16 protein-coding genes are annotated in these 20,775 nt (G+C 75.4%); 12 read left to right on the top strand and 4 right to left on the bottom strand.

From position 1 onward, the window contains the following. Positions 1-42: 42 nt before the first annotated feature. Positions 43-1,413, bottom strand: a complete 1,371-nt coding sequence (locus ACFVHV_RS01810; RefSeq protein ID WP_359899175.1) for a DUF1015 domain-containing protein — start codon at positions 1,411-1,413, stop codon at positions 43-45. A gap of 92 nt (positions 1,414-1,505) precedes the next feature. On the opposite strand from ACFVHV_RS01810, the gene ACFVHV_RS01815 reads away from it, so the two are divergent. Both ACFVHV_RS01815 and ACFVHV_RS01820 read left to right on the top strand, forming a co-directional pair. After that, on the top strand, positions 1,506-2,219 hold the full coding sequence (locus ACFVHV_RS01815; protein ID WP_380348087.1) for a tetratricopeptide repeat protein: 714 nt from the start codon (positions 1,506-1,508) through the stop codon (positions 2,217-2,219). A 203-nt stretch (positions 2,220-2,422) separates the two neighbouring features. Beyond that, a complete protein-coding gene (locus ACFVHV_RS01820) occupies positions 2,423-3,460 on the top strand; it encodes an HAD-IIA family hydrolase (RefSeq protein ID WP_359899179.1) in 1,038 nt (345 codons plus the stop codon). A 131-nt stretch (positions 3,461-3,591) separates the two neighbouring features. Here ACFVHV_RS01820 and ACFVHV_RS01825 read toward each other — a convergent pair whose 3' ends face one another. Continuing rightward, positions 3,592-3,939 carry an SCP2 sterol-binding domain-containing protein gene (locus tag ACFVHV_RS01825; protein WP_359899181.1) on the bottom strand — a complete coding sequence of 116 codons (348 nt, stop codon included), beginning with the start codon at positions 3,937-3,939 and terminating at the stop codon, positions 3,592-3,594. Between the two features lie 198 nt (positions 3,940-4,137). On the opposite strand from ACFVHV_RS01825, the gene ACFVHV_RS01830 reads away from it, so the two are divergent. The 4 genes from ACFVHV_RS01830 (at position 4,138) to ACFVHV_RS01845 (ending at position 7,125) form a co-directional block, all read left to right on the top strand. Further along, positions 4,138-5,067, top strand: a complete 930-nt coding sequence (locus ACFVHV_RS01830) for a hypothetical protein (protein ID WP_380348090.1) — start codon at positions 4,138-4,140, stop codon at positions 5,065-5,067. Beyond that, entirely contained in the window at positions 5,051-5,284 is a 234-nt protein-coding gene (locus tag ACFVHV_RS01835; RefSeq protein ID WP_380348092.1) for a hypothetical protein, read from the top strand. The genes ACFVHV_RS01830 and ACFVHV_RS01835 overlap by 17 nt, the downstream gene beginning before the upstream one ends. A gap of 35 nt (positions 5,285-5,319) precedes the next feature. Next, positions 5,320-6,126 (top strand): TlyA family RNA methyltransferase, encoded by an 807-nt coding sequence (locus tag ACFVHV_RS01840; protein WP_380348288.1) that lies wholly within the window; start codon positions 5,320-5,322, stop codon positions 6,124-6,126. A 93-nt stretch (positions 6,127-6,219) separates the two neighbouring features. Further along, positions 6,220-7,125, top strand: a complete 906-nt coding sequence (locus ACFVHV_RS01845; protein WP_359899187.1) for an NAD kinase — start codon at positions 6,220-6,222, stop codon at positions 7,123-7,125. A gap of 145 nt (positions 7,126-7,270) precedes the next feature. On the opposite strand, the gene ACFVHV_RS01850 is transcribed toward ACFVHV_RS01845, so the two are convergent. Then, the gene (locus tag ACFVHV_RS01850; RefSeq protein WP_380348094.1) at positions 7,271-8,770 is read right to left on the bottom strand and encodes a PLP-dependent aminotransferase family protein; all 1,500 of its coding nucleotides are present in this window, start codon (positions 8,768-8,770) and stop codon (positions 7,271-7,273) included. Positions 8,771-8,980: 210 nt separating this feature from the next. Here ACFVHV_RS01850 and ACFVHV_RS01855 point away from each other — a divergent pair, with 210 nt between their 5' ends. The 3 genes from ACFVHV_RS01855 to ACFVHV_RS01865 all read left to right on the top strand — a co-directional run bounded on the left by ACFVHV_RS01855 (position 8,981) and on the right by ACFVHV_RS01865 (position 12,769). Continuing rightward, positions 8,981-9,601 (top strand): hypothetical protein, encoded by a 621-nt coding sequence (locus tag ACFVHV_RS01855; protein WP_359899306.1) that lies wholly within the window; start codon positions 8,981-8,983, stop codon positions 9,599-9,601. 88 nt (positions 9,602-9,689) lie between these two features. Then, the gene (gene recN / locus ACFVHV_RS01860; RefSeq protein WP_359899308.1) at positions 9,690-11,423 is read left to right on the top strand and encodes a DNA repair protein RecN; all 1,734 of its coding nucleotides are present in this window, start codon (positions 9,690-9,692) and stop codon (positions 11,421-11,423) included. Positions 11,424-11,590: 167 nt separating this feature from the next. Further along, complete coding sequence (locus tag ACFVHV_RS01865) at positions 11,591-12,769, top strand: glycosyltransferase family 4 protein (RefSeq protein ID WP_359899190.1); 1,179 nt, start codon at positions 11,591-11,593, stop codon at positions 12,767-12,769. Positions 12,770-12,806: 37 nt separating this feature from the next. Here the strand turns inward: ACFVHV_RS01865 and ACFVHV_RS01870 are convergent, their stop codons facing one another. Next, the gene (locus ACFVHV_RS01870; RefSeq protein ID WP_380348096.1) at positions 12,807-14,807 is read right to left on the bottom strand and encodes a glycoside hydrolase family 15 protein; all 2,001 of its coding nucleotides are present in this window, start codon (positions 14,805-14,807) and stop codon (positions 12,807-12,809) included. 718 nt (positions 14,808-15,525) lie between these two features. Here ACFVHV_RS01870 and ACFVHV_RS01875 point away from each other — a divergent pair. The 3 genes from ACFVHV_RS01875 to ACFVHV_RS01885 all read left to right on the top strand — a co-directional run bounded on the left by ACFVHV_RS01875 (position 15,526) and on the right by ACFVHV_RS01885 (position 20,712). Further along, positions 15,526-17,205 (top strand): CTP synthase, encoded by a 1,680-nt coding sequence (locus tag ACFVHV_RS01875; RefSeq protein ID WP_359899194.1) that lies wholly within the window; start codon positions 15,526-15,528, stop codon positions 17,203-17,205. Positions 17,206-17,339: 134 nt separating this feature from the next. Further along, positions 17,340-17,987 (top strand): NUDIX domain-containing protein, encoded by a 648-nt coding sequence (locus ACFVHV_RS01880; protein ID WP_380348098.1) that lies wholly within the window; start codon positions 17,340-17,342, stop codon positions 17,985-17,987. Positions 17,988-18,315: 328 nt separating this feature from the next. Next, entirely contained in the window at positions 18,316-20,712 is a 2,397-nt protein-coding gene (locus ACFVHV_RS01885) for an AAA family ATPase (protein ID WP_380348100.1), read from the top strand. The last annotated feature ends 63 nt before the right edge of the window (positions 20,713-20,775 follow it).

Raw genomic sequence — 20,775 nt, forward strand, 5'->3', positions numbered from 1 at the left:
GCCTCACGGCGTTCCGGCCCGGTGCCCGGGCCGGCGGGGTCGTCAGCCCAGTGCGAGGTTGCGCAGCACCAGCCCGGTGGCCGGCTTCGGCCCGAAGGAGGTGGACTTGCGCGGCATGGTGACGCCCTGTTCGGCCAGCCGTCTCACCACCGACTCCCGGACCGGGTGCAGCAGGACGGCGGTGCCGCCGGTGCGCGCGGCCTCCTGCTCGGCGGCCACCGCGGTGTGCAGGTAGCCGATGTCGTCCGGGCCGTCGGGGACGTGCCAGGTGTGGTCCAGCAGGGTGGCGTGCAGGACGGTGGCGTCCAGGTGGCGCCACTCCTCGGGCCGGCCCTGCGGCACGGTGGCGTCGAGCAGGGACTCCTCGGGCTCGCCGAGCAGCCAGTAGACGCCGTCGCCGCCGGTGAGGACGAAGCCGTTGCCGCCGTGCCGCTTCTGCTCGGCGAGGGCCTGGAGCGCGGCGGACAGCGGCCCGGGGACCTCCTTGACCTTCCACTGGTCGCCGAGCCGCTCCAGTGCCTCGGCCACCGGCAGCCGGTACAGCACGCGGTGGATGGCGCGAACGCGCAGCGGGTAGCGGGCGGTGTCCACCAGGAGCACCAGGCCGCGGTCCCAGGGGCTGCGCGGCAGGTGGCGGTGCTCGCGCTGGAGGCGCAGGTACATCTCCCAGCGGTGGTGGCCGTCGGCGATCAGCGCCCGGCAGGTGGCGAGGTCGCGGCTGATCCCGGCGATCTCGGCGGGGTCGGTGACCGCCCACAGCCGGTGATGGGTGCCGTCGCTGGTGGCGGTGGAGAGCAGCGGCTCGCGCTCGACCGTCCGTTCGATCACGCCGGAGGCGCCGCCGTTGCCCCGGTAGGTGAGCAGCAGCGGTTCCAGGTTGGCCCGGGTGGTGCGCATCAGGCCGACCCGGTCGGCGACGGGCCGCGGCATCACGTCCTCGTGCGGGAGCACCACGCCGCCCTCGCGGCCGCTCACCGCGAGGGCGCCGATCAGGCCGCGCTGGAGCAGTTCGGGGGAGTCGTCGGTGGCCGGCACCCGTTGCTCGTAGACGTAGAGCGCGGGCTCGGGGTCGGCGGCCAGGACGCCCTCGCGCTGCCAGGCGGCCAGGAGCCGGGCGGCGTGCCGGTAGCGGGTGTCGCGGTCGGGGCGGTCGCCGGCGTCCTCGGGCTCGGGCCTGGGAAGGATCAGCCGGACCACGTTGTGCGGGTCGGCGGTCTCCAGGTCGAGCCGGCGGCCCGGATCCACGACGTCGTACGGCGGGGACATCACCGCGGCCAGGGCGCCGACCCGGTCGGGGACGTAGCGCAGGCCGCGGAAGGGGGACAGGGACAGGCCGGCGGTGGCGACGTGCCCGGGATCACCGGGGCCGCCCTCGGGAGTCTCGACTCCGTCTTCTGCACTGGGTGTGCTCATTCTGGGCATCGTAACCGGGTACGCGTTGTTGAGAGATCGGAATGCCCGTGCCGAGTCGTGGGCCGGGTGTGCGACCGAGGGCGAGGTACGGCATGGACGACGGGCAGGAACGGGTGGACGGCGGCGGCCCGGTCGAGTCGGGCGGACCGGTCGGGCCGGTCGGTGCCACCCGCGGGGATGCTCCGGCCGGCGGCGTGCCGGGCCGTGCACCGGGCGACGAAGCACCGGGCGGTGACGCAGGGGTCGGCGGCGCAGGGGTCGGCGGCACCGGAGTCGGAGGGGTGCCGCGGCAGAGCCGTTCCGGGGAGCCCGCCGGGGACGTGTACGACTGGTTCCGCCGGGGTGCCCAGCTGCTCGCCCAGGGGCATCCGGCGGCCGCCGAGCAGCTGCTCGCCCGGGCGGTGGCGGCCGAGCCGCACTCGCGCAGCATCCGGGAGGCGTTGGCGCGCGCCCAGTTCGACGCGGGCTCGTACGCGGCGGCCCTCGGGAACTTCCGCGCCGTGGCGCTCGCCGACCCGGCGGACGACTACGCTCAGTTCGGGTGGGGCGTCGCGGCGGCCCGGCTGGGCGATTTCGAGACCTCCGCCGAGCACCTGGCGCTGGCCGTGGCGATGCGGCCGGAGAGCGACCACTACCGGCAGGCGCTGCGGCAGACCCGCGCGACCCTGGCGGCCCGGGCCGGGGCGTACGGCCCGCTGCTGCCGGGAGCACCCGGGTACGCGGCGCCCCCGGCGGGTGCCGAGGGCCCGGCCGGAGGGTCGGCGGACGACGCAGGCGCGGGCAACGGTGCCGACAGCGGCGCCTGACCGGTCGGTGCGACGACCGGCCGCACGCCGTGACGGAAGCCGTGGCGGACGCCGTGACGGACGAGTGACGGAAACCGTGGCGGACCAGTGACGGACGCCGTGACAGGCTCCGCCACGCACGAGTGACGGAAGCCGCACCGCACGAGGACGTGCGGCGCGGACGACGCAGTGAACGACGACGCAGTGAATGAGGTAGCGCAGCCATGACCGAGACGGCCACCCCCGTGCGACGGACCGCCCCCGGCGGCAGCGAGCGGCCGCTGACCGACGCGTACGACACCGCGCTGCTGGACCTGGACGGCGTGGTCTACGCGGGCGCGCACGCGATCGAGCACGCGGTGGACGCGCTGGACGCCGCCCGCACGGCCGGGATGCGGCTCGCCTACGTGACCAACAACGCCTCCCGCCCGCCGCGGGTGGTGGCCGAGCACCTGACCGAGCTGGGCGTCCCGGCCGAGCCGGCCGACGTGATCAACTCGGCCCAGGCCGCCGCCCGGCTGGTCGCCGAGAAGGTGCCGGCCGGCTCGAAGGTGCTGGTCGTGGGTGGGCTCGGACTGGAGGAGGCGCTGGCCGAGCTGGGGCTGGTCGCGGTCCGCTCGTTGGCCGACGGCCCGCTCGCGGTGGTCCAGGGCTTCGACCCCTCGGTGGGGTGGACGGACCTGGCGGAGGCCTCGTACGCCGTGCAGAGCGGTCTGCCGTGGGTGGCGTCCAACCTGGACCTGACGGTGCCGAGGGCCCGTGGCATCGCGCCCGGCAACGGCACCCTGGTGGCGGCGGTGCGGGCGGCGACCGGGGTGGAGCCGGAGGTGGCGGGCAAGCCGCTGCCGCCGATGCACCGGGAGACCGTGCTGCGTACCGGTGCGGAGCGTCCGCTGGTGGTCGGGGACCGGCTGGACACCGACATCGAGGGCGCGTTCAACGGCGGGGTGGACAGCCTGCTGGTGTTCACCGGGGTGACCACGCCGGAGCTGCTGCTGGCGGCCCCGGTCGAGCACCGGCCGACCTACCTGGCCGCAGACCTGCGCGGACTGCTCGTCCCCCACCCCGCGGTGGCGGCCGTGGACGGCGGCTTCGGGTGCGGCGGCTGGGTCGCGGGCGTCGAGGCCGGTGTGCTGCGGCTGTCCGGGGCGGGGGACCGCTGGGACGGCCTGCGGGCGCTGTGCGCGGCGGCGTGGACGGTGCTGGACGCGGGCGGCGCGCCGGTGGACGGCCGCAAGGCGCTGGCCGATCTGGGGTTCTGAGAACAGGTCGGCGGTCGACCCGGGGCCGCCCTCGGCAGCGCCGGGTCCGACGGCCGGGTCCGAGGGCCGAATCCGGGCCGGGTCCGGGACGGGCCCGGCGGCCGAACCCGGGACCGGTTCGGCGGCCCGGCTCAGAGCAGGGTGCGCAGTCGCAGCAGGTCGCGGAAGCCCGCCTCCAGCCTGACCCGGCCGCTCGCCCAGGCGGAGGCGAAGCCGAGCCGCCCGCCGACCAGTGCGACCAGGTCGTCGCTGGTCATGGTGAGCCGGATCTCCGCCTTCCCGGCCGGGGCGCCGGGGGAGACCACCACGTCCTGGATCCGGCCGTCGCGCAGTCGCCCGGTGAAGGTCAGGTCGAGGTCGGTGATCCGGCAGCTGAGCGAACGGTCGAGGGCCGCGGCCTTGCGGACGTCGCCGGTGGACTTCGCCATGTTCCGGCTGAGCTGCTCCAGTGCCTCCCGGCACTCCTCGGCGTTCGCCACGGGCGGCTCCCTCCCCCGGTCGCTACGGTGCTGACTGCGGGCCACGGTACCTCAGGCGGGTTTTGGCGGTAGCGTCGTCCGTGGGGTGCCCGGACGTCGTCCGTGGGGTGCCCGGAACGGCCCGGGTAGTGAGGGCGACGGAGCGACGCACGTACGCGATTGGGAGGCACCCGGATGCTGCCGAGGACGGTTCGGGGAGTGGTGGAGACCGCCGCCGGAGTGGTCGAGGAGGTCGGCAAGCTGGTCGTCGGGACGGCGACCTCGATCCTGGAGAAGGCCGGGGTGGACGTCGCCGGGGTCGAGCGCCGGCTGGGCGGCCAGTTCCCGCCGTCGGTGGAGACCTTGCAGACCCTGGCCGGGGAGGCGGTCACCGCCGGGCGCGCCGGGGTGGACCTGGCGGTCGGTGTGGCGCGCAACGAGGCGGAGAAGGTCTTCGAGAAGGTCGGCGACCAGGTGACCAAGGTCGGCGTGGTGCTGGCGTACCTGGAGACCAAGCTGCGCGAGGTCGAGGAGGAGGCCCCGGCGGCCGGATCCGGGCCGGGGTCGTACGAGGCCGAGGAGCCGGTGCCGGCGCCGCGGGCCGGTGACCTGTTCGGGCGCGGCTGGGAGTTCGAGGAGGAGCGCTCGGCGGTCCCGGCGACGGGGGAGCCGATAGTCGCCGAGCGGGTGGAGGTGGACGAGCCGGTCGAGGTCGATCCACCGGTTCCGCCCGTGTCCCGGGCCGCCCCGGTCCCGCCGGAGGCGCCCGCGGCCGGGGTGAGTTCCGCCGGGGAGGGCCTGGCGAAGAAGGGCCCGGCGAAGAAGGGCCCGGCCGAGGAGAGCCCGGCCGGGGAGAGCGCCGCCGGGGAGAGTCCGGCGAAGAAGAGCGCCGCCAAGAAGAGCACGCCGAGGAAGAGCACGGCCGAGAAGCCGGCGACGAAGGGGACGGCCGGGAAGGGGACGGCGGCCGGGAAGGCCACCGCGAAGAAGAGGACGACGACCGTCAAGAAGACCGCCACCGCCAAGCAGACCGAGGCCCGGTCCGAGGCCGCCACCCGGTCCGGGACGCCCGCGAAGCGTGCCGCGACCAGGAAGACCACCGTCCGCAAGGCCACCAGCACGAAGAAGCCCGATGCCCGGGACGAGTGAACCGCCCGAGTCCGTCCGGGACGCCGGGGCGTCGGACATGATCGCCCCCGTGGAGCCGCTGGGCGTCGAGCCGGTCCTCACCGGCCACCCCGGAGTGGACGCCGGCCTGGCCCGGCTGGAGGCTCTGGACGGGGTCCCGGCCGAGGCACACGTCGCGGTGTACGAAGATGTTCACCAGCGGCTGGTCGACACACTGGCCGCGCTCGATCAGGTATGACCCGCAGGATCCGTAGGAGCTGAACACCAGTGGCAGTGGCACGACGCCGACTCGACGCGGAACTGGTCCGCCGCAAGCTGGCCCGATCGCGTGAGCACGCGTCCGAGCTGATCGCGGCCGGCCGGGTGACCGTCGGCGGCGCCACCGCGACCAAGCCGGCCACCCAGGTGGAGACCTCGGCGGCGGTCGTGGTGGCCAAGGACGACAACGACCCCGACTACGTCTCGCGCGGCGGCCACAAGCTCGCCGGCGCGTTCGCGGCCTTCGTGCCGCAGGGCCTGGTGGTCGAGGGCCGCCGGGCGCTGGACGCGGGCGCCTCCACCGGCGGCTTCACCGACGTGCTGCTGCGGGCCGGGGCCGCGCGGGTGCTGGCGGTGGACGTCGGGTACGGGCAGCTGGCCTGGTCGCTGCAGAGCGACGACCGGGTCACCGTGATGGACCGCACCAATGTGCGCGAGCTGACTCCGGACCTGATCGGCGGCACCCCGGTGGACCTGGTGGTGGGCGACCTGTCGTTCATCTCGCTGGGCCTGGTGCTCCCGGCCCTCGCCTCCTGCGCGGCCGGGGACGCCGACCTGGTGCTGATGGTCAAGCCCCAGTTCGAGATCGGCAAGGAGCGTCTGGGCAGCGGTGGTGTGGTGCGCAGCCCGCAGCTGCGCGCCGAGATGGTGCGCCAGGTCGCGGGGCAGGCGTGGGAGCTCGGGCTGGGCGTGCGCGCGGTCACCGCGAGCCCCCTGCCGGGGCCGTCCGGCAACGTCGAGTACTTCCTCTGGCTGCGCCGGGACGCCCCGCAGCTGGACCCCGCGGAGGCGGACCGGGCCGTGGCGGAGGGGCCCCGGTAGGGTGCCTTGCGAGCGTCCGGCCCGTCATGCCGTATGGCGCGGCCGCACCGGGGCCAAGGGCGACCCGGCAGGCGTTAGGGAGAGGGCAGCGGCATGAGCGATGAAGAACGTACGGTCTTCCTGATCGCGCACACCGGCCGGGAGGCGGCGCTGCGCAGCGTCGAGGCCCTGGTGCACGGGCTGCTGAAGGCGGGTCTTCGGATCAGACTGCTGGAGGCCGAGGCGGTCGACCTGGACCTGCCGGAGGGCGTCGAGAAGGTGGCGGAGGGCCCCGGGGCGGCGGACGGCTGCGAGCTGATCCTGGTGGCCGGCGGGGACGGGACGCTGCTGCGCGGGGCGGAGCTGGCGCGCTCGCACGGGCTGCCGATGCTCGGGATCAACCTGGGCCGGGTGGGCTTCCTCGCCGAGGCCGAGCGGGACGACCTGGCCGTGGTGGTGGAGCGGGTGGTGGACGCCGACTACGAGGTCGAGGAGCGGATGACGATCGATGTCATCGTCCGCACCAACGGCGATGTGGTCCACGAGGACTGGGCGCTGAACGAGGCCTCGATCGAGAAGGCGGCGCGGGAGCGGATGCTGGAGGTGGTGACCGAGGTGGACGGCCGTCCGGTCTCCAACTTCGGCTGTGACGGCGTGGTGTGCGCGACGCCGACCGGCTCCACCGCGTACGCGTTCTCCGGCGGCGGGCCGGTGGTGTGGCCGGAGGTGGAGGCGCTGCTGATGGTGCCGATCTCCGCGCACGCGCTGTTCGCCCGCCCGCTGGTGACCTCGCCGGAGTCGGTGCTGGCGGTCGAGGTGCAGCCCAAGACCCCGCACGGTGTGCTCTGGTGCGACGGGCGGCGTTCGGTCGAACTGCCCGCCGGGGCGCGGGTGGAGGTCCGCCGGGGCCGGACTCCGGTGCGGCTGGCGAGGCTGCACCGGGCGCCGTTCACCGACCGGCTGGTGGCCAAGTTCGCGCTGCCGGTGACGGGTTGGCGCGGCCGGGCCGACCACTGCTAGCACCTCCCGGCAGGAGGCCGGCGGACGGGCAGGCCGGCGGGCGGCCGGCCGCGGCTCGTCCGGATGTGCCGAGGCCGGTGCGCGCCAGGGGCTTTCGCCTGTCCCGGGGTCGCGCACCGGCCGATCGCAGGCCGCTGGCGTACCGTCAGACCGCCAGCGGCTGGGCCTCGTCGGCCGGTTCGAGCCGTCCGTCGGCCGCCGCCTGGGCGGCCAGGGCGGCGAGGCGTTCGACGGCGGCGGGGACGGTCGCGGCGGGCACGGTGACCGGGAGGCGGATGTGGTGCTCGAAGGCGCCGTCCGAGCCGAAGCGGTTGCCCGAGGCGATCCGGACCCCGCCGCGCTCCCCGGCCCGGGCCAGCGCGGCGCCGGACAGGCCGCCGGTGGAGACCCACAGCGAGAGACCGCCGGTCGGCACGGTGAAGCTCCAGTCGGGCAGCCGTTCGGGCAGGGCGGCGGCGAAGGCCCGCGCGGTGGCCCGCAGCCGGGTCAGCTGGTGCTCCCGGACGTCGGGCAGCAGTTCGCCCAGCAGTTCGGCGGCGATCAGCTGGTCCAGCACCGGGGTGCCGACGTCGCTGTAGACCCGCTCGGTGGCCAGGCGGCGCACCAGCGCCGGCGCGGCCCGGACCCAGCCGATCCGCAGACCGCCCCAGAGCAGCTTTCCGGCCGAGCCGACGGTGACCACCTGGGCGGAGCGGTCCAGTGCGGCCATGGGTCGCGGCAGCGGGGCGGAGGGCGGGACGCCCCAGCCGAGTTCGGCGGTGGTCTCGTCCGCCAGCACGATGCTTCCGGCGGCCCGGGCGGCGGCCAGCAGTTCGCGGCGCTGCTCCTCGTCGATCAGGGTGCCGGTCGGGTTGTGGAAGTCCGGGATCAGGTAGGCGACCTTGGGGCCGGCGCCGCGCAGCACCCGCCGCCACTCGTCGAGGTCCCAGGCGGGCCGCGGAGTCCAGGCGTACGGCACCGGGACCAGGCGCGCGCCGGCCAGCCGCAGCGCCTGCAGGGTGTTCGCGTAGCTGGGCGCCTCGACGGCGACCCGGTCGCCGCGGCCGATCAGGGTCCGCTGGAGCAGGTGCAGGGCGCCCATGGCGCCGGTGGTGATCAGGATCTGGTCGGGGGTGGTGGGCAGTCCGCGCTCGGTGAAGCGGCGGGCGACGGCCTCGCGCAGCACCGGGACGCCGGTGGGGTAGTGGCCGTGCCCGGCGGCGTAGTGCGGCAGCTGTTCGACGGCCCGGGCGGCGGCCTGGCCGACCCAGGGCTGGGGGGCGGGCGGGGCGGCGACGCCGAGGTCCAGCATGCGGCTCTGCTCGTCCGGCGGGACGGGGTGCAGGGCCTCGCTGGGTGGCGGGGCGCCCTCGGGCAGGGCGGTCCAGCTGCCCGCGCCGCGCCGGCTGCGCAGGTAGCCGTCGCCGCGCAGGGTCTCGTACGCGGTGGCGACGGTGGTGCGGCTCATCGCGAGGGCGGTGGCCAGCTCGCGTTCGGCGGGCAGTCGGGCGCCGACCGGCAGCCGGCCCTCGGTGACCAGCAGCCGGATCTGCCCGGCCAGGGTGCGGTAGGCGGGGCGGCGGGCGGCGGCCGGCTCGGGGAGCCGGGCGGTGGCGAGCAGTCGCGCCAGGGCGGGCGGGGTGACGGTGGTGTGCCAGTCGACCATGGCTGAATAAGTCCACTTGCTAGAGATTGGCCCTGGAGCAGGCCGCTTTGGACTGGCCATCATGGCAGGGCGGCCGTGCCGGCCGCCACCACCGGGTGCCCCGGTGGTGCAGCACCACCGCAGGAGCACGCCTTGGCCACCACGACCACACCGGCATCGGCCGCCACCACCGCCCCCGCACCGGCCGCCGGGCGGAGCCTCGCCGTCCGGGTGTTCGGCGACACCCACGCCCTCGGCCGCCGGATACCGCAGCTGTTCGCCGGCCTCGTCCTGTACGGCGTGAGCATGGCGCTGATGCTCCGCTCCGGCCTCGGCCTCGACCCCTGGGACGTCCTGCACCAGGGCCTGCAGCGCACCGTCGGGCTGTCGGTCGGCGCCTGGGTGACGATCTGCGGGGCCCTCGTCCTGCTGCTGTGGATCCCGCTGCGCCAGCGCCCCGGCCTGGGCACCGTCGCCAACGTGCTGCTGATCGGCGCGGCCATGGACCTCACCCTGCGGGTCGTCGGCGGCCCCGGCGCCCTGCCCGTCCGGATCGCGCTGTCGGCCGGGGCGATCGTCCTCAACGGCCTGGCCACCGGCCTCTACATCGGCGCCCGGCTCGGCCCCGGCCCGCGCGACGGCCTGATGACCGGCCTGCACCGGCGCACCGGCCGTTCGCTGCGACTTCTCCGGACCGGCATCGAGGTGACGGTCCTCACCGCCGGTGTGCTGCTCGGCGGCACCGCCGGGGTCGGCACCGTCGCGTACGCGCTGGCCATCGGCCCGATGGCGCAGCTCTTCCTGCGCTGGTGCACCGTGCCGGTGGCCGCCGAGGACTCCCGGAAGGGATGAACTTCCGGGCACGGAGTTGCCGCGCGCCGTTGTCGTTCGTCGCGCGCCGGGGGCGGAACCTCGTAAGGTCGTCTCCGTGTTGGACGAGATGCGGATACGGGATCTTGGGGTCATCGACGACGCGGTGGTCGAACTCGCCCCCGGCTTCACCGCCGTGACCGGTGAGACCGGCGCCGGAAAGACCATGGTCGTGACGAGCCTGGGCCTGCTGCTCGGCGGCCGCGCCGACCCGGGCCTGGTGCGCAACGGCACCGGACGCGCCGTCGTGGAGGGCCGGCTGGAGCTGCCCGCCGACTCCCCGGCGGCGGCCCGCGCGATCGAGGCGGGGGCCGAACTGGACGACGGCGCGCTGCTGATCAGCCGGACCGTCTCCGCCGAGGGCCGCTCCCGGGCGCACGTCGGCGGCCGGTCCGTCCCGGTCGGGCTGCTCGCCGAGCTCGGCGAGGACCTGATCGCCGTGCACGGCCAGACCGACCAGCAGCGCCTGCTGCGCCCGGCCCGCCAGCGCGGCGCGCTGGACCGGTACGCGGGCGCCTCGGTGGCCGGGCCGCTGGCCCGCTACCGGGAGACCTACCGCGTCCTGCGCGAGGTCTCCGCGACCCTGGAGGAGCTGACCACCCGGGCCCGCGAGCGCGCCCAGGAGGCCGATCTGCTGCGCTTCGGCCTGGACGAGATCGCCGCCGCCGAGCCGGTGGCCGGCGAGGACGCGGAGCTGGCCGCCGAGGCCGAGCGGCTCGGCCACGCCGACGCGCTGTCCTCCGCCGCGACCCTCGCCCACGCCGCCCTGGCCGGCGACCCGGTCGACCCGGAGGCGCTGGACGCGGGCACCCTGCTCGCCCAGTCCCGCCGGGCCCTGGACGCCGTGCGCCACCACGACGAGCGGCTGGCCGCCCTGGCCGACCGCCTCAACGAGGTCGGCTACCTGCTCGCCGACGTGGCCGGCGACCTGGCCGGCTACGCGGACGACCTGGACGCCGACCCGGTGCGCCTGTCCGCCGTCGAGGACCGCCGGGCCGTACTGGCCCAGCTGCTGCGCAAGTACGGCGGCGAGGAGAACTCGCTCGCCGAGGTGATCGCCTGGGCCGAGGCCGGGGCGGTGCGGCTCGCCGAACTCGACGGCGACGACGACCGGATCGACGAGCTGGGCGCCCGGGAGACCGAGCTGCGGGCCGAGCTGGCCGAGCTGGCCGCCGAGGTCTCGCGGGCCCGGCACGCCGCGGCCGGACGGTTCGCCGACGCGGTCTCCGCGGAACTCGCCGAACTGGCCATGCCGCACGCCCGGGTGACCTTCTCGATCGGCCAGGTCGACGACCTGGCCGGGATCGAGGTCGGCGGGCGCACCGTCGCCTACGGTCCGCACGGCGTGGACGAGGTGGAGGTGCTGCTGGCCCCGCACCCGGGCGCCCAGCCGCGCCCGATCGCCAAGGGCGCCTCCGGCGGTGAGCTGTCCCGCGTGATGCTCGCCGTCGAGGTGGTCTTCGCGGGCGCCGACCCCGTCCCCACCTACCTGTTCGACGAGGTGGACGCGGGCGTCGGCGGCAAGGCCGCGGTCGAGATCGGCCGCCGGCTGGCCAAGCTGGCCGAGTCCGCCCAGGTCGTGGTGGTCACCCACCTCCCGCAGGTCGCCGCGTTCGCCGACCGGCACCTGGTGGTGGTGAAGACCAACGACGGCACCGTGACCCGCAGCGGCGTCAAGGTGCTGAACGACGAGGAGCGGGTGCGCGAACTCTCCCGGATGCTGGCCGGCCTGGAGGACTCGGAGCTGGGCCGCGCCCACGCCGAGGAGCTGTTGGCCGCCGCGCGGGCCCCGCGCCGCCGGTAGCCGGCGCCGGCGGCCCCCTCGGACACCGGCGACGCGCCCCGGTGGCGCCGACTGTCCAAGAGGGCCGCCGACCTGGCATGGTGGCGCCTGGACAACTGGCTTTCCAGCCCCGAGCGCCGCCGGGCGGGCAATCCTCGCGAGGCGGCGCGCGAACCTGATCGAGTCGGATGCGAGACGACGTGGACCATTCCGCCGCCCGGGCCACCGCGGCCGTCCCCGAACCGGGGCAGCTGCACGTGGTACTCGTCCTGGCCGCCAGCACCGGCGGCATCGGTGCGCACGTGCGCTCCCTGGCCCAGGGCCTGGTCGCGCACGGAGTGAACGTCACGGTCTGCGCGCCGGCCGGCGCGGACGCGCTGTTCGGCTTCTCCCGCACGGGTGCCCGGTTCCACACCGTCGACATCACCCCCACCGCGGGTGCCCGCAGCGACGCCACCGCGATCGGCGAGCTGCGCCGGGCCTTCACCGGCGCCGACGTGGTGCACGCCCACGGGCTGCGCGCCGGGCTGCTGTCCGACCTGGCGCTGCGCACCGCCGGCCGCTTCCCGGGCCTGCGCCCGGAGACCCCGCTGGTGGTCACCTCGCACCACGCGCTGCTGGCCACCGGGATGGAGCGCCGGCTGCAGCGGCTGATGGAGCGCCGGGTGGCGCGCGCCGCCGACCTGGTTCTCGGCGCCTCCTCCGACCTGGTCGCCCGGGCCCGCGAACTGGGCGCCACCGACGCCCGGCTGGGCCCGGTGGCGGCCCCGCCGATGCCCGACGGGCAGCTCGCCCGCACCGAGGCCCGTACCGCGCTGCTCGGCGCGGACCCGGACCGCCCGCTGGTGCTGGCGGTCGGCCGGCTCGTCCCGCAGAAGGCCTTCGGAGTGCTGCTGGACGCCACCCGGGAGCTGTCCGCGCTGGACCCGGAGCCGCTGGTGCTGCTCGCCGGGGACGGCCCGGAGGCGGGCGTGCTGCGCGAGCGGACGGCCGCGGAGAAGCTGCCGGTGCGGTTGCTCGGCTACCGCACCGACGTGCCCGACCTGCTGGCCGCCGCCGACGTGGTGGTGATCTCCAGCCGCTGGGAGGCCCGCTCGCTGGTGGTGCAGGAGGCGATGCGGGCCGGCGTGCCGGTGGTCGCCACCGCCGTCGGCGGCATCCCCGAACTGGTCGGCGACGCCGCCGTACTGGTGCCCCCCGGCGACCCGGAGGCGCTCGGTCGCGCGGTGCGCGCCCTGCTGGCCGACCCGGCCCGCCGCGAGCAGCTGGTGGCGGCGGGCCGGCAGCAGGCCGAGACCTGGCCGGACGAGGCCGCCACCGTCGCCCAGGTGCTCAGCACCTACGACGAGCTGGTGCAGCGCGGCTAGACCGCTTCCGGACGGAGGCCCGCTGGACGGAGGCCCGCTAGACGGTGGCCCGCTCGACCCGGTCGGCGGCCGGGCCGTCCGGCTGGGCGGACAGGTACGCGGCGCCGCAGGCGGTCAGCCGCAGCGCGGTGTCGATCAGCGGGACGTGGCTGAAGGCCTGGGGGAAGTTGCCGACCTGGCGCTTGAGCCGGGGGTCCCACTCCTCGGCGAGCAGGCCCAGGTCGTTGCGCAGCGCCAGCAGCCGGTCGAACAGTTCGCGGGCCTCCTGCACCCGGCCGATCATGGCGAGGTCGTCGGCCAGCCAGAACGAGCAGGCCAGGAAGGCGCCCTCGTGGCCGGAGAGGCCGTCGACGTTGTTGCCGCTCTCGTCGTGGGTCGGGTAGCGCAGGACGAAGCCGTCCTCGGTGGACAGTTCGCGCTGGATCGCCTCGATGGTGCCGATGACGCGCTTGTCGTCCGGGGGCAGGAAGCCGACCTGGGGGATCAGCAGCAGCGAGGCGTCCAGCTCCTTGCCGCCGTAGTACTGGGTGAAGGTGTTGCGCTCCGGGTCGTAGCCCTTCTCGCAGACGTCCGCGTGGATCAGCGCGCGCAGCGCGCGCCAGCGCTCCAGGTGGCCAGGGGTGGGCTCGTCCTCGGGGGTCTGCTCCAGCAGCTTGATGGTCCGGTCGACGGCGACCCAGGCCATCACCTTGGAGTGGACGAAGTGCCGGCGCGGGCCGCGGACCTCCCAGATGCCCTCGTCCGGCTCCTGCCAGTGCTCCTCCAGGTAGTCGATCAGGCGCAGCTGGAGGTGGTGGGCGTGGTCGTTGCGGACCAGGCCGGTCATGTGGGCCAGGTGCAGGGCCTCGACGACCTCGCCGTAGACGTCGAGCTGGAGCTGTCCGGCGGCGCCGTTGCCGACCCGGACGGGCTGGGAGCCCTCGTAGCCGGGCAGCCAGTCCAGCGAGGACTCGGTGAGCTCGCGCTCGCCGGCGATGCCGTACATGATCTGGAGGTTCTCCGGGTCGCCGGCCACCGCGCGCAGCAGCCACTCGCGCCAGGCGCGGGCCTCCTCGCGGTAGCCGGTGCGCAGCAGGGAGGAGAGGGTGATGGCGGCGTCGCGCAGCCAGGTGTAGCGGTAGTCCCAGTTGCGTTCGCCGCCGATGTCCTCGGGCAGGGAGGTGGTGGGGGCGGCGACGATGCCGCCGGTGGGGGCGTAGGTGAGGCCCTTGAGGGTGATCAGGGAGCGGATCACGGCCTCGCGGTAGGGGCCCTGGTAGGTGCACTGGTCGGCCCACTCGTGCCAGAAGTCGGCGGTGGCGTCGAGCATCCCCTCGGCGTCCGGGGGCCTGGGCGGGTCGAGGTGGGAGGCCTGCCAGGTGAGGGCGAAGGCGATCCGCTCGCCGGCGGTGACGGTGAAGTCGGCGTAGGTGGTGAGGTCGCGGCCGTAGGTCTCGGCCTCGCCGTCCAGCCAGACCGAGTCGGGGCCGGCGACGGCGACGGTGCGGTGGCCGCCGTCGGCCTGTTCGACGCGGTGCACCCAGGGCACGATGCGGCCGTAGGAGAAACGCATCCGCACGGCCGAGCGCATCCGCACGGTGCCGGTGACGCCCTCGACGATCCGGATCACCTGGGGGACGGCGTCCTTGCCGGCCAGCGGGCGCGGCGGCATGAAGTCGATCACCCGGACGGTGCCGCCTTCGGTGTCCCACTCCTGCTCCAGGACCAGCGAGTCGCCCCGGTAGCGGCGGCGGTCGGCGGGCACGGCGGGGGCGGCGGCGGTGGGCGGGGGCACCCGCAGGTCGGCGGTGTCGGCGACGCGGGCCCGGCCCGTGTCGGCGGGGGGCGTGGCGGCGGCCGGCGCGGGGACCTCGGTCAGGACGGCCTCGGCCGGGCCGATCCGCCAGAAGCCGTGTTCATCGGTGCCGAGCAGGCCGGCGAACACGGCCGGCGAGTCGAAGCGGGGAAGGCAGAGCCAGTCCACCGCCCCGTCCCTGCTGACCAGGGCAGCGGTCTGCATGTCCCCGATGAGTGCGTAGTCCTCGATACGGCCGGCCACGTGGATCTCCAGTTCGCAATGTGGTCAGGGCATCGGCGAGCGGAGGGAGCGAGCGGTCTGCGGGGCCGGAGGTCCACCCCGGGACGTCCGGCCTGCCGGGGGTGGTGGCAGGCCTTGCTGGAGTGTCCGCGGGGCTCGGTCGAGCCCCTGGAGTGGGTGGGGATGGGCTGGAATACGGGGAGGTCCGGTCGCGCATCGGGGACCGGGAGTGTCCTGACCCTCCCACGCCCTCCGCGTGCTCGTGCTGTCGGCGATGCGTCCGAGCAGCTTACGACGGACGAAAGGGGCGAAGCACGCGGGCGCAGCCCGGTGTGGCGCCGCAATTCGGCGGAAATGCCGTGCATCGCGAGGGCGCGGCGCAGGATGGTCCGGAAGGATCACCTCCGGCTGGTCCGGCCGGATGAGCCGCGATGGTCCGGACGGATACCGCGCTCTGGCCCGGTCCGGCGGGTTGTGCGACCGGTGTGAAATCTGTGGCGCGTGATGCGCCGGTGGTGCGCCCCGCGCGCGCCCCCGGAACGGCGCGCGCGGCCCGGAACGGCGTTCGGGTCCGGTCGCTGATACCCTGGTATCCCGTGGACCGGCGGGATCAAACGCCCCGGACCAGCCGAACCGACGACCCAACGAGCGCCGCGCACCGAGCCGGCCTCCGTCGCCCGGCGAACCCCGAGCCTCCCGCCCACGTCTGCTTCGACACGCGACCCACGGGAGCCCCCTCTTGGCACAGCCCCATTCCGGCAAGGCAGCGAACGGCCGCGCCGTGACGACCAAGCACCTCTTCGTCACCGGGGGTGTCGCCTCTTCTCTCGGAAAGGGGCTCACCGCCTCCAGCCTCGGCGCGTTGCTCAAGGCCCGCGGCCTGCGCGTGACGATGCAGAAGCTCGACCCGTACCTCAACGTGGACCCGGGCACCATGAACCCGTTCCAGCACGGTGAGGTGTTCGTCACCGACGACGGCGCCGAGACCGACCTGGACATCGGCCACTACGAGCGGTTCCTGGACACCAACCTGCACGGCTCGGCGAACGTCACCACCGGCCAGGTGTACTCGACCGTCATCGCCAAGGAGCGCCGCGGCGAGTACCTGGGCGACACCGTCCAGGTCATCCCGCACATCACCAACGAGATCAAGTCCCGGATCCGCCGGATGGCGACCGAGGACGTCGACGTGGTGATCACCGAGGTCGGCGGCACCGTCGGCGACATCGAGTCGCTGCCGTTCCTGGAGGCCGTCCGCCAGGTCCGCCACGAGGTCGGCCGGGACAACGTGTTCTTCGTGCACGTGTCCCTGCTGCCGTACATCGGCCCCTCGGGCGAGCTGAAGACCAAGCCCACCCAGCACTCCGTCGCCGCGCTGCGCAACATCGGCATCCAGCCCGACGCGATCGTGCTGCGCGCCGACCGCGAGGTCCCGCAGGCGATCAAGCGCAAGATCTCGCTGATGTGCGACGTGGACGAGGAGGCCGTGGTCGCGGCCATCGACGCCAAGTCGATCTACGACATCCCCAAGGTGCTGCACGGCGAGGGCCTGGACGCCTACGTGGTGCGCCGCCTGGACCTGCCGTTCCGCGACGTGGACTGGACCACCTGGGACGACCTGCTGCGCCGCGTCCACGAGCCGCAGCACATCGTCAAGGTCGCCCTGGTCGGCAAGTACATCGACCTGCCGGACGCGTACCTGTCGGTGACCGAGGCGCTGCGCGCCGGCGGTTTCGCCAACAACGCCCGGGTCGAGATCAAGTGGGTCACCTCGGACGACTGCGAGACCCCCGAGGGCGCCCGGGCGCAGCTCGGCGACGTCGACGCGATCTGCATCCCCGGCGGCTTCGGCGACCGCGGCGTCAACGGCAAGGTCGGTGCGATCACCTTCGCCCGCGAGAACAAGGTCCCGCTGCTGGGCCTGTGCCTGGGCCTGCAGTGCGTGGTCATCGAGGCGGCCCGCAACCTGGCCGGCCTGCCGGAGGCCAACTCCACCGAGTTCGACGCCGCCGCCAAGCACCCGGTCATCTCCACGATGGCCGAGCAGCTGGCCATCGTCGACGGCAAGGGCGACCTGGGCGGCACCATGCGCCTGGGCCTGTACCCGGCCAAGCTCGCCGAGGGCTCGATCGTCCGCGAGGTCTACGACGGCGAGCAGTACGTCGAGGAGCGCCACCGCCACCGCTACGAGGTCAACAACTCCTACCGCGCGGACCTGGAGAAGACCGGCCTGGTGTTCTCCGGCCTCTCGCCCAAGGGCGACCTGGTCGAGTACGTCGAGTACCCGCGCGAGGTGCACCCCTACCTGGTGGCCACCCAGGCCCACCCGGAGCTGAAGTCCCGCCCGACCCGCCCGCACCCGCTGTTCGCGGGCCTGGTCAAGGCGGCCATCGAGATCAAGACCGCGGCCTCCGAGTAGTCCCCGGTCGTTGCGGTCGGCTGTCGTCGGCCGCAGTCGTCGACAGCGCTCGTTCACCGGACGGCGGCCCCGCGATTCCCGCGGGGCCGCCGTTCGGCGTTAGATTGTGTCGTACTGACGAAAAGGGGAGAGCGATGGACGAGCAGGGCCGCCAGGGGATCTTCGACGTGGCCGAGGAGTGGGAGGTCCGGGAGAGCGGAACGCCGTTCCAGGGCAAGGTCACCGGGGTGCGCAGCGAGGAGGTCCGGATGCCCGACGGCAGCTGGGCGCGCCGCGACTACCAGACCCACCCCGGCTCGGTCTCGGTGCTCGCCCTGGACGACGAGCAGCGGGTGCTGGTGCTGCGCCAGTACCGCCATCCGGTGCGCCAGCGGCTGTGGGAGCTGCCGGCCGGCCTGCTCGACGTGCCCGGCGAGAACCCGTGGCGCGCCGCGCAGCGCGAGCTGTACGAGGAGGCGTACTGCAAGGCCGGCACCTGGCGGATCCTCGCCGACTACTACACCTCCCCGGGCGGCACCGACGAGGCGCTGCGGATGTTCCTGGCCACCGACCTGGCGCCGGCCGAGGGCGAGCGCTACGCGGCCGAGGGCGAGGAGCAGGAGATCGAGGTCGCCTGGGTGCCGGTGCCGGAGCTGATCCGGCTGATCCAGGCCGGGAAGCTGCACAACCCGACCCTGGTCACCGGCACCCTCGCGGTGCACGCCGCGCTCACCGGCCCGGACGGGCTGGACGCGCTGCGCCCGGCGGACTCGCCCTGGCCGGCCCGTCCCTTCGAGGCCTGAGGCGGTTCCGTCGGGTTCCGGGGCGGCCGGTCGGGCCCCGGGGGGCGGGTTGGGCGGGGGCGGACGGGGCGGGGTGGTCGGTCCGGGTCCGGGGCGGCAGACGGGGGACGAGAGGGCCGGTCGGGGGACGGCCGGCCGCCGTGCGTTGAGTCGTTGGGGTGATTTGCCGATTCGTACGACCGGATGTCACCTCGGCTGAGCCGGACGGTCGAACTACGCTTCGCAGACAGGGCGCCCGTCCCGGGCCGCCTCCGCTGAACTCCGGAGGCTGGGCACCGGATGCCGAGCGTCGGATGCCGAGCGCGTGATGACGTCGGGAGTGGCACGGGTGGCGAGGAAGACGGCGACGATGGACCCCGGCCCCGGCGCGCCCGCCGGGGCCGTCCCGGGCCTTGAGCGGCTGCCGGCCGGGCCCGCGCTGTTCGTCGGGCGGCGCGCCGAGCTGGCCGCGCTGCGGGCGGCCGCCGCCCGCCCGGCGAGCGGACGCTGCCCGGTGCTGGTGCTGGCCGGGCGTCCCGGCTCCGGCCGGACCGTGCTGGCGGCCCGCTTCGCCCGTACCGTCGCCGCCGACTACCCGGACGGCGTGCTGTTCGTACGGCTGTCCGCCCCGGACGGCGGCCGGGTGCCGCCGGCCCGGGCCGCCCGGCTGCTGCTGGAACAGCTCGACCCGCAGGCCGTCGTGCCGCTGCCCGGCGCCGGCGAGGACGGGCGGGACGAACCGGGCTGTGCGGCGCTGCGCGAGGCGCTCGCCGGGCTGCGGGTGCTGCTCGTGCTGGACGACGTCCGGGACGCCGGGCAGGTGTGGCCGCTGCTGACCGACGAGCCCGGCTGCCTGGTGCTCGCCACCACGGCCGGACCGCTCACCGGGATCGAGGACATCGACCCGGTGATCCTCGGCGGGCTGGACCGGCAGGCCTCCGGCGAGCTGCTGGCCGACCTGGTCGGCGGCACCCGGATCTCCTGCGACCCGGTCGGCGGTGCCGACCTGGCCGAGGCCTGCGCCGCCCGGCCGGCCGCGCTGCGGCTGATGGCGGGGTGGCTGCGCGGGAACCCGAAGATCGCGGTCACCGAGGCGGCGCGCGAGCTCAACCGGGTGGTGGGGGAGGAGACGACGGTCACGGGGGCTTCGGTGGACCCTGCCGCGGGTGCGGGTGCGGGTGCGGGTGCGGGTGCGGGTGCGGGTGCGGGTGCGGGTGCGGGCGCGGGCGCCGGGGTCGAGGAGAAGGACAGGCAGAAGGAAAAGGAGAGGGAGAAGCAGAGGGAGAAGCAGAAGGGGCCGGGCAGGGCACCGGGGAAGAGGGAAGGGGAGCGGGAGCGGGAGCGGGCGGCGAGGTCCTCCGGGGCCGCTCCGGCCGGGGTCGCCGGGGCTGCTGGTGCCACGGGGGTGATCGGGGCCACAGGGGCGGGCGGGGCGGCGTCGGGTCCGTCGGGCAAGCAGGGGGCCGGCAAGCCCGTCCCGGGGAAGGCGCTCCCGGGGACGGGGACGGGGACGGGGGCGGCGCCGCAGGGCCGGGCCGGTGAGTCCGCTCCCGGTGCCGGTGCGGCTGTCTCTCGCGGTGCCGGTGCCGGTGCCGCTTCCGCTGCCGCGGCGACGGAGTCGGCCGGTGATCCGGCGGCCTGGGTGAAGCCCGGCCCGGAGCCGGCCGAGCCGGTGCCCGTCCCCGACAACGACCCGCTGCTCGGCGCGTTCACCCTGCTGTACCGCGGGCTGCCGGCCGCCCAGGCGCGGATGCTGCGCACCCTCACCCTGGCCCCGGCGCAGACCGCCGACCCGCGCACCGCCTCCGCGCTGGTCGGTTGCCCGGTACCGGACGCGGCCGTGACGCTGGCCGCGCTCGCCGAGCGGGAGCTGCTCGGCGAGGAGGCGCCGGCCGCCGACGGCACCGCGCGATACCGGGTGCCCGGGCGGCTGTACCCCCGGCTGGTCCGGCTGCGCGAGCAGGAGGACCGGCCCACCGAGACCGAGCTCGCCCGGGCCCGGCTGCTGGAGCGGATGGTCCGGCTCACCGAGTCGGCCCGCGCGCTGCTCGACCCGGCGGTCGGCCCCGTCCCGGAGCCGCTGCCCGCCCCGCTGCGGCTGCGGTCGGCCGCGCACGCCCGCGAATGGCTGCTCGGCGAGCGGGAGCTGCTGCTCGGCGCGGTGGCCGACGCGATCGGCCAGGGCGACCTGGACGGTTCGGCCGGGCGGCTGGTCACCGCGCTGCTGCGGACGCTGCCGCTGACCGGAGCCGCCGCCCCCACCGACCTCTACCGGCTGCACGAGCTGGTGCTGACCGTCGCCGAGCGCGCAGGCCGGCCCCGCCGGGCCTCGGCCGCGCTGCTCAACCTGGGCGACCTCCAGGCCTCGGCGGGCCGCTGGGAGCCGGCCGCCGTCCACTACCGGGCCGCCCTGGAGCACGCCCGCAGGGCCGACGACGAACCGCTCTGCGCCCGGGCCCTGGAGAGCGCCGCCAACTGTCACCGGGCGCTCGGCGACGCGGTGCGGGCCGCCGACTGGTACGGGCGGGCGCTCGGCCTGCGGCAGGCCCTCGGGGACCACGCGGCCGAGGCCCGGCTGCTGGCCCGGGTGGCCGAGGCGCACACCGCGCAGCGCCGTTTCGACGAGGCCGACCGGGAGTACCGGGCCGCGCTCGCGGTGCTGCGCCGGCTGGGCGACGAGCGGGGCCGGGAGGCCGTCGGCGGGGCCCTCGCGGACCTGCGGGAACGCGTGGATGCCGGGTGGTGACAGGCATTTCGGGGGTATTGTCGAAGATGCCCGGTTGGGACGTCTTTGGCGGGTAAGTCGCAG

This window comes from Kitasatospora sp. NPDC127116, assembly GCF_042677365.1.
Lineage (GTDB): Bacteria > Actinomycetota > Actinomycetes > Streptomycetales > Streptomycetaceae > Kitasatospora > Kitasatospora lactacystinica.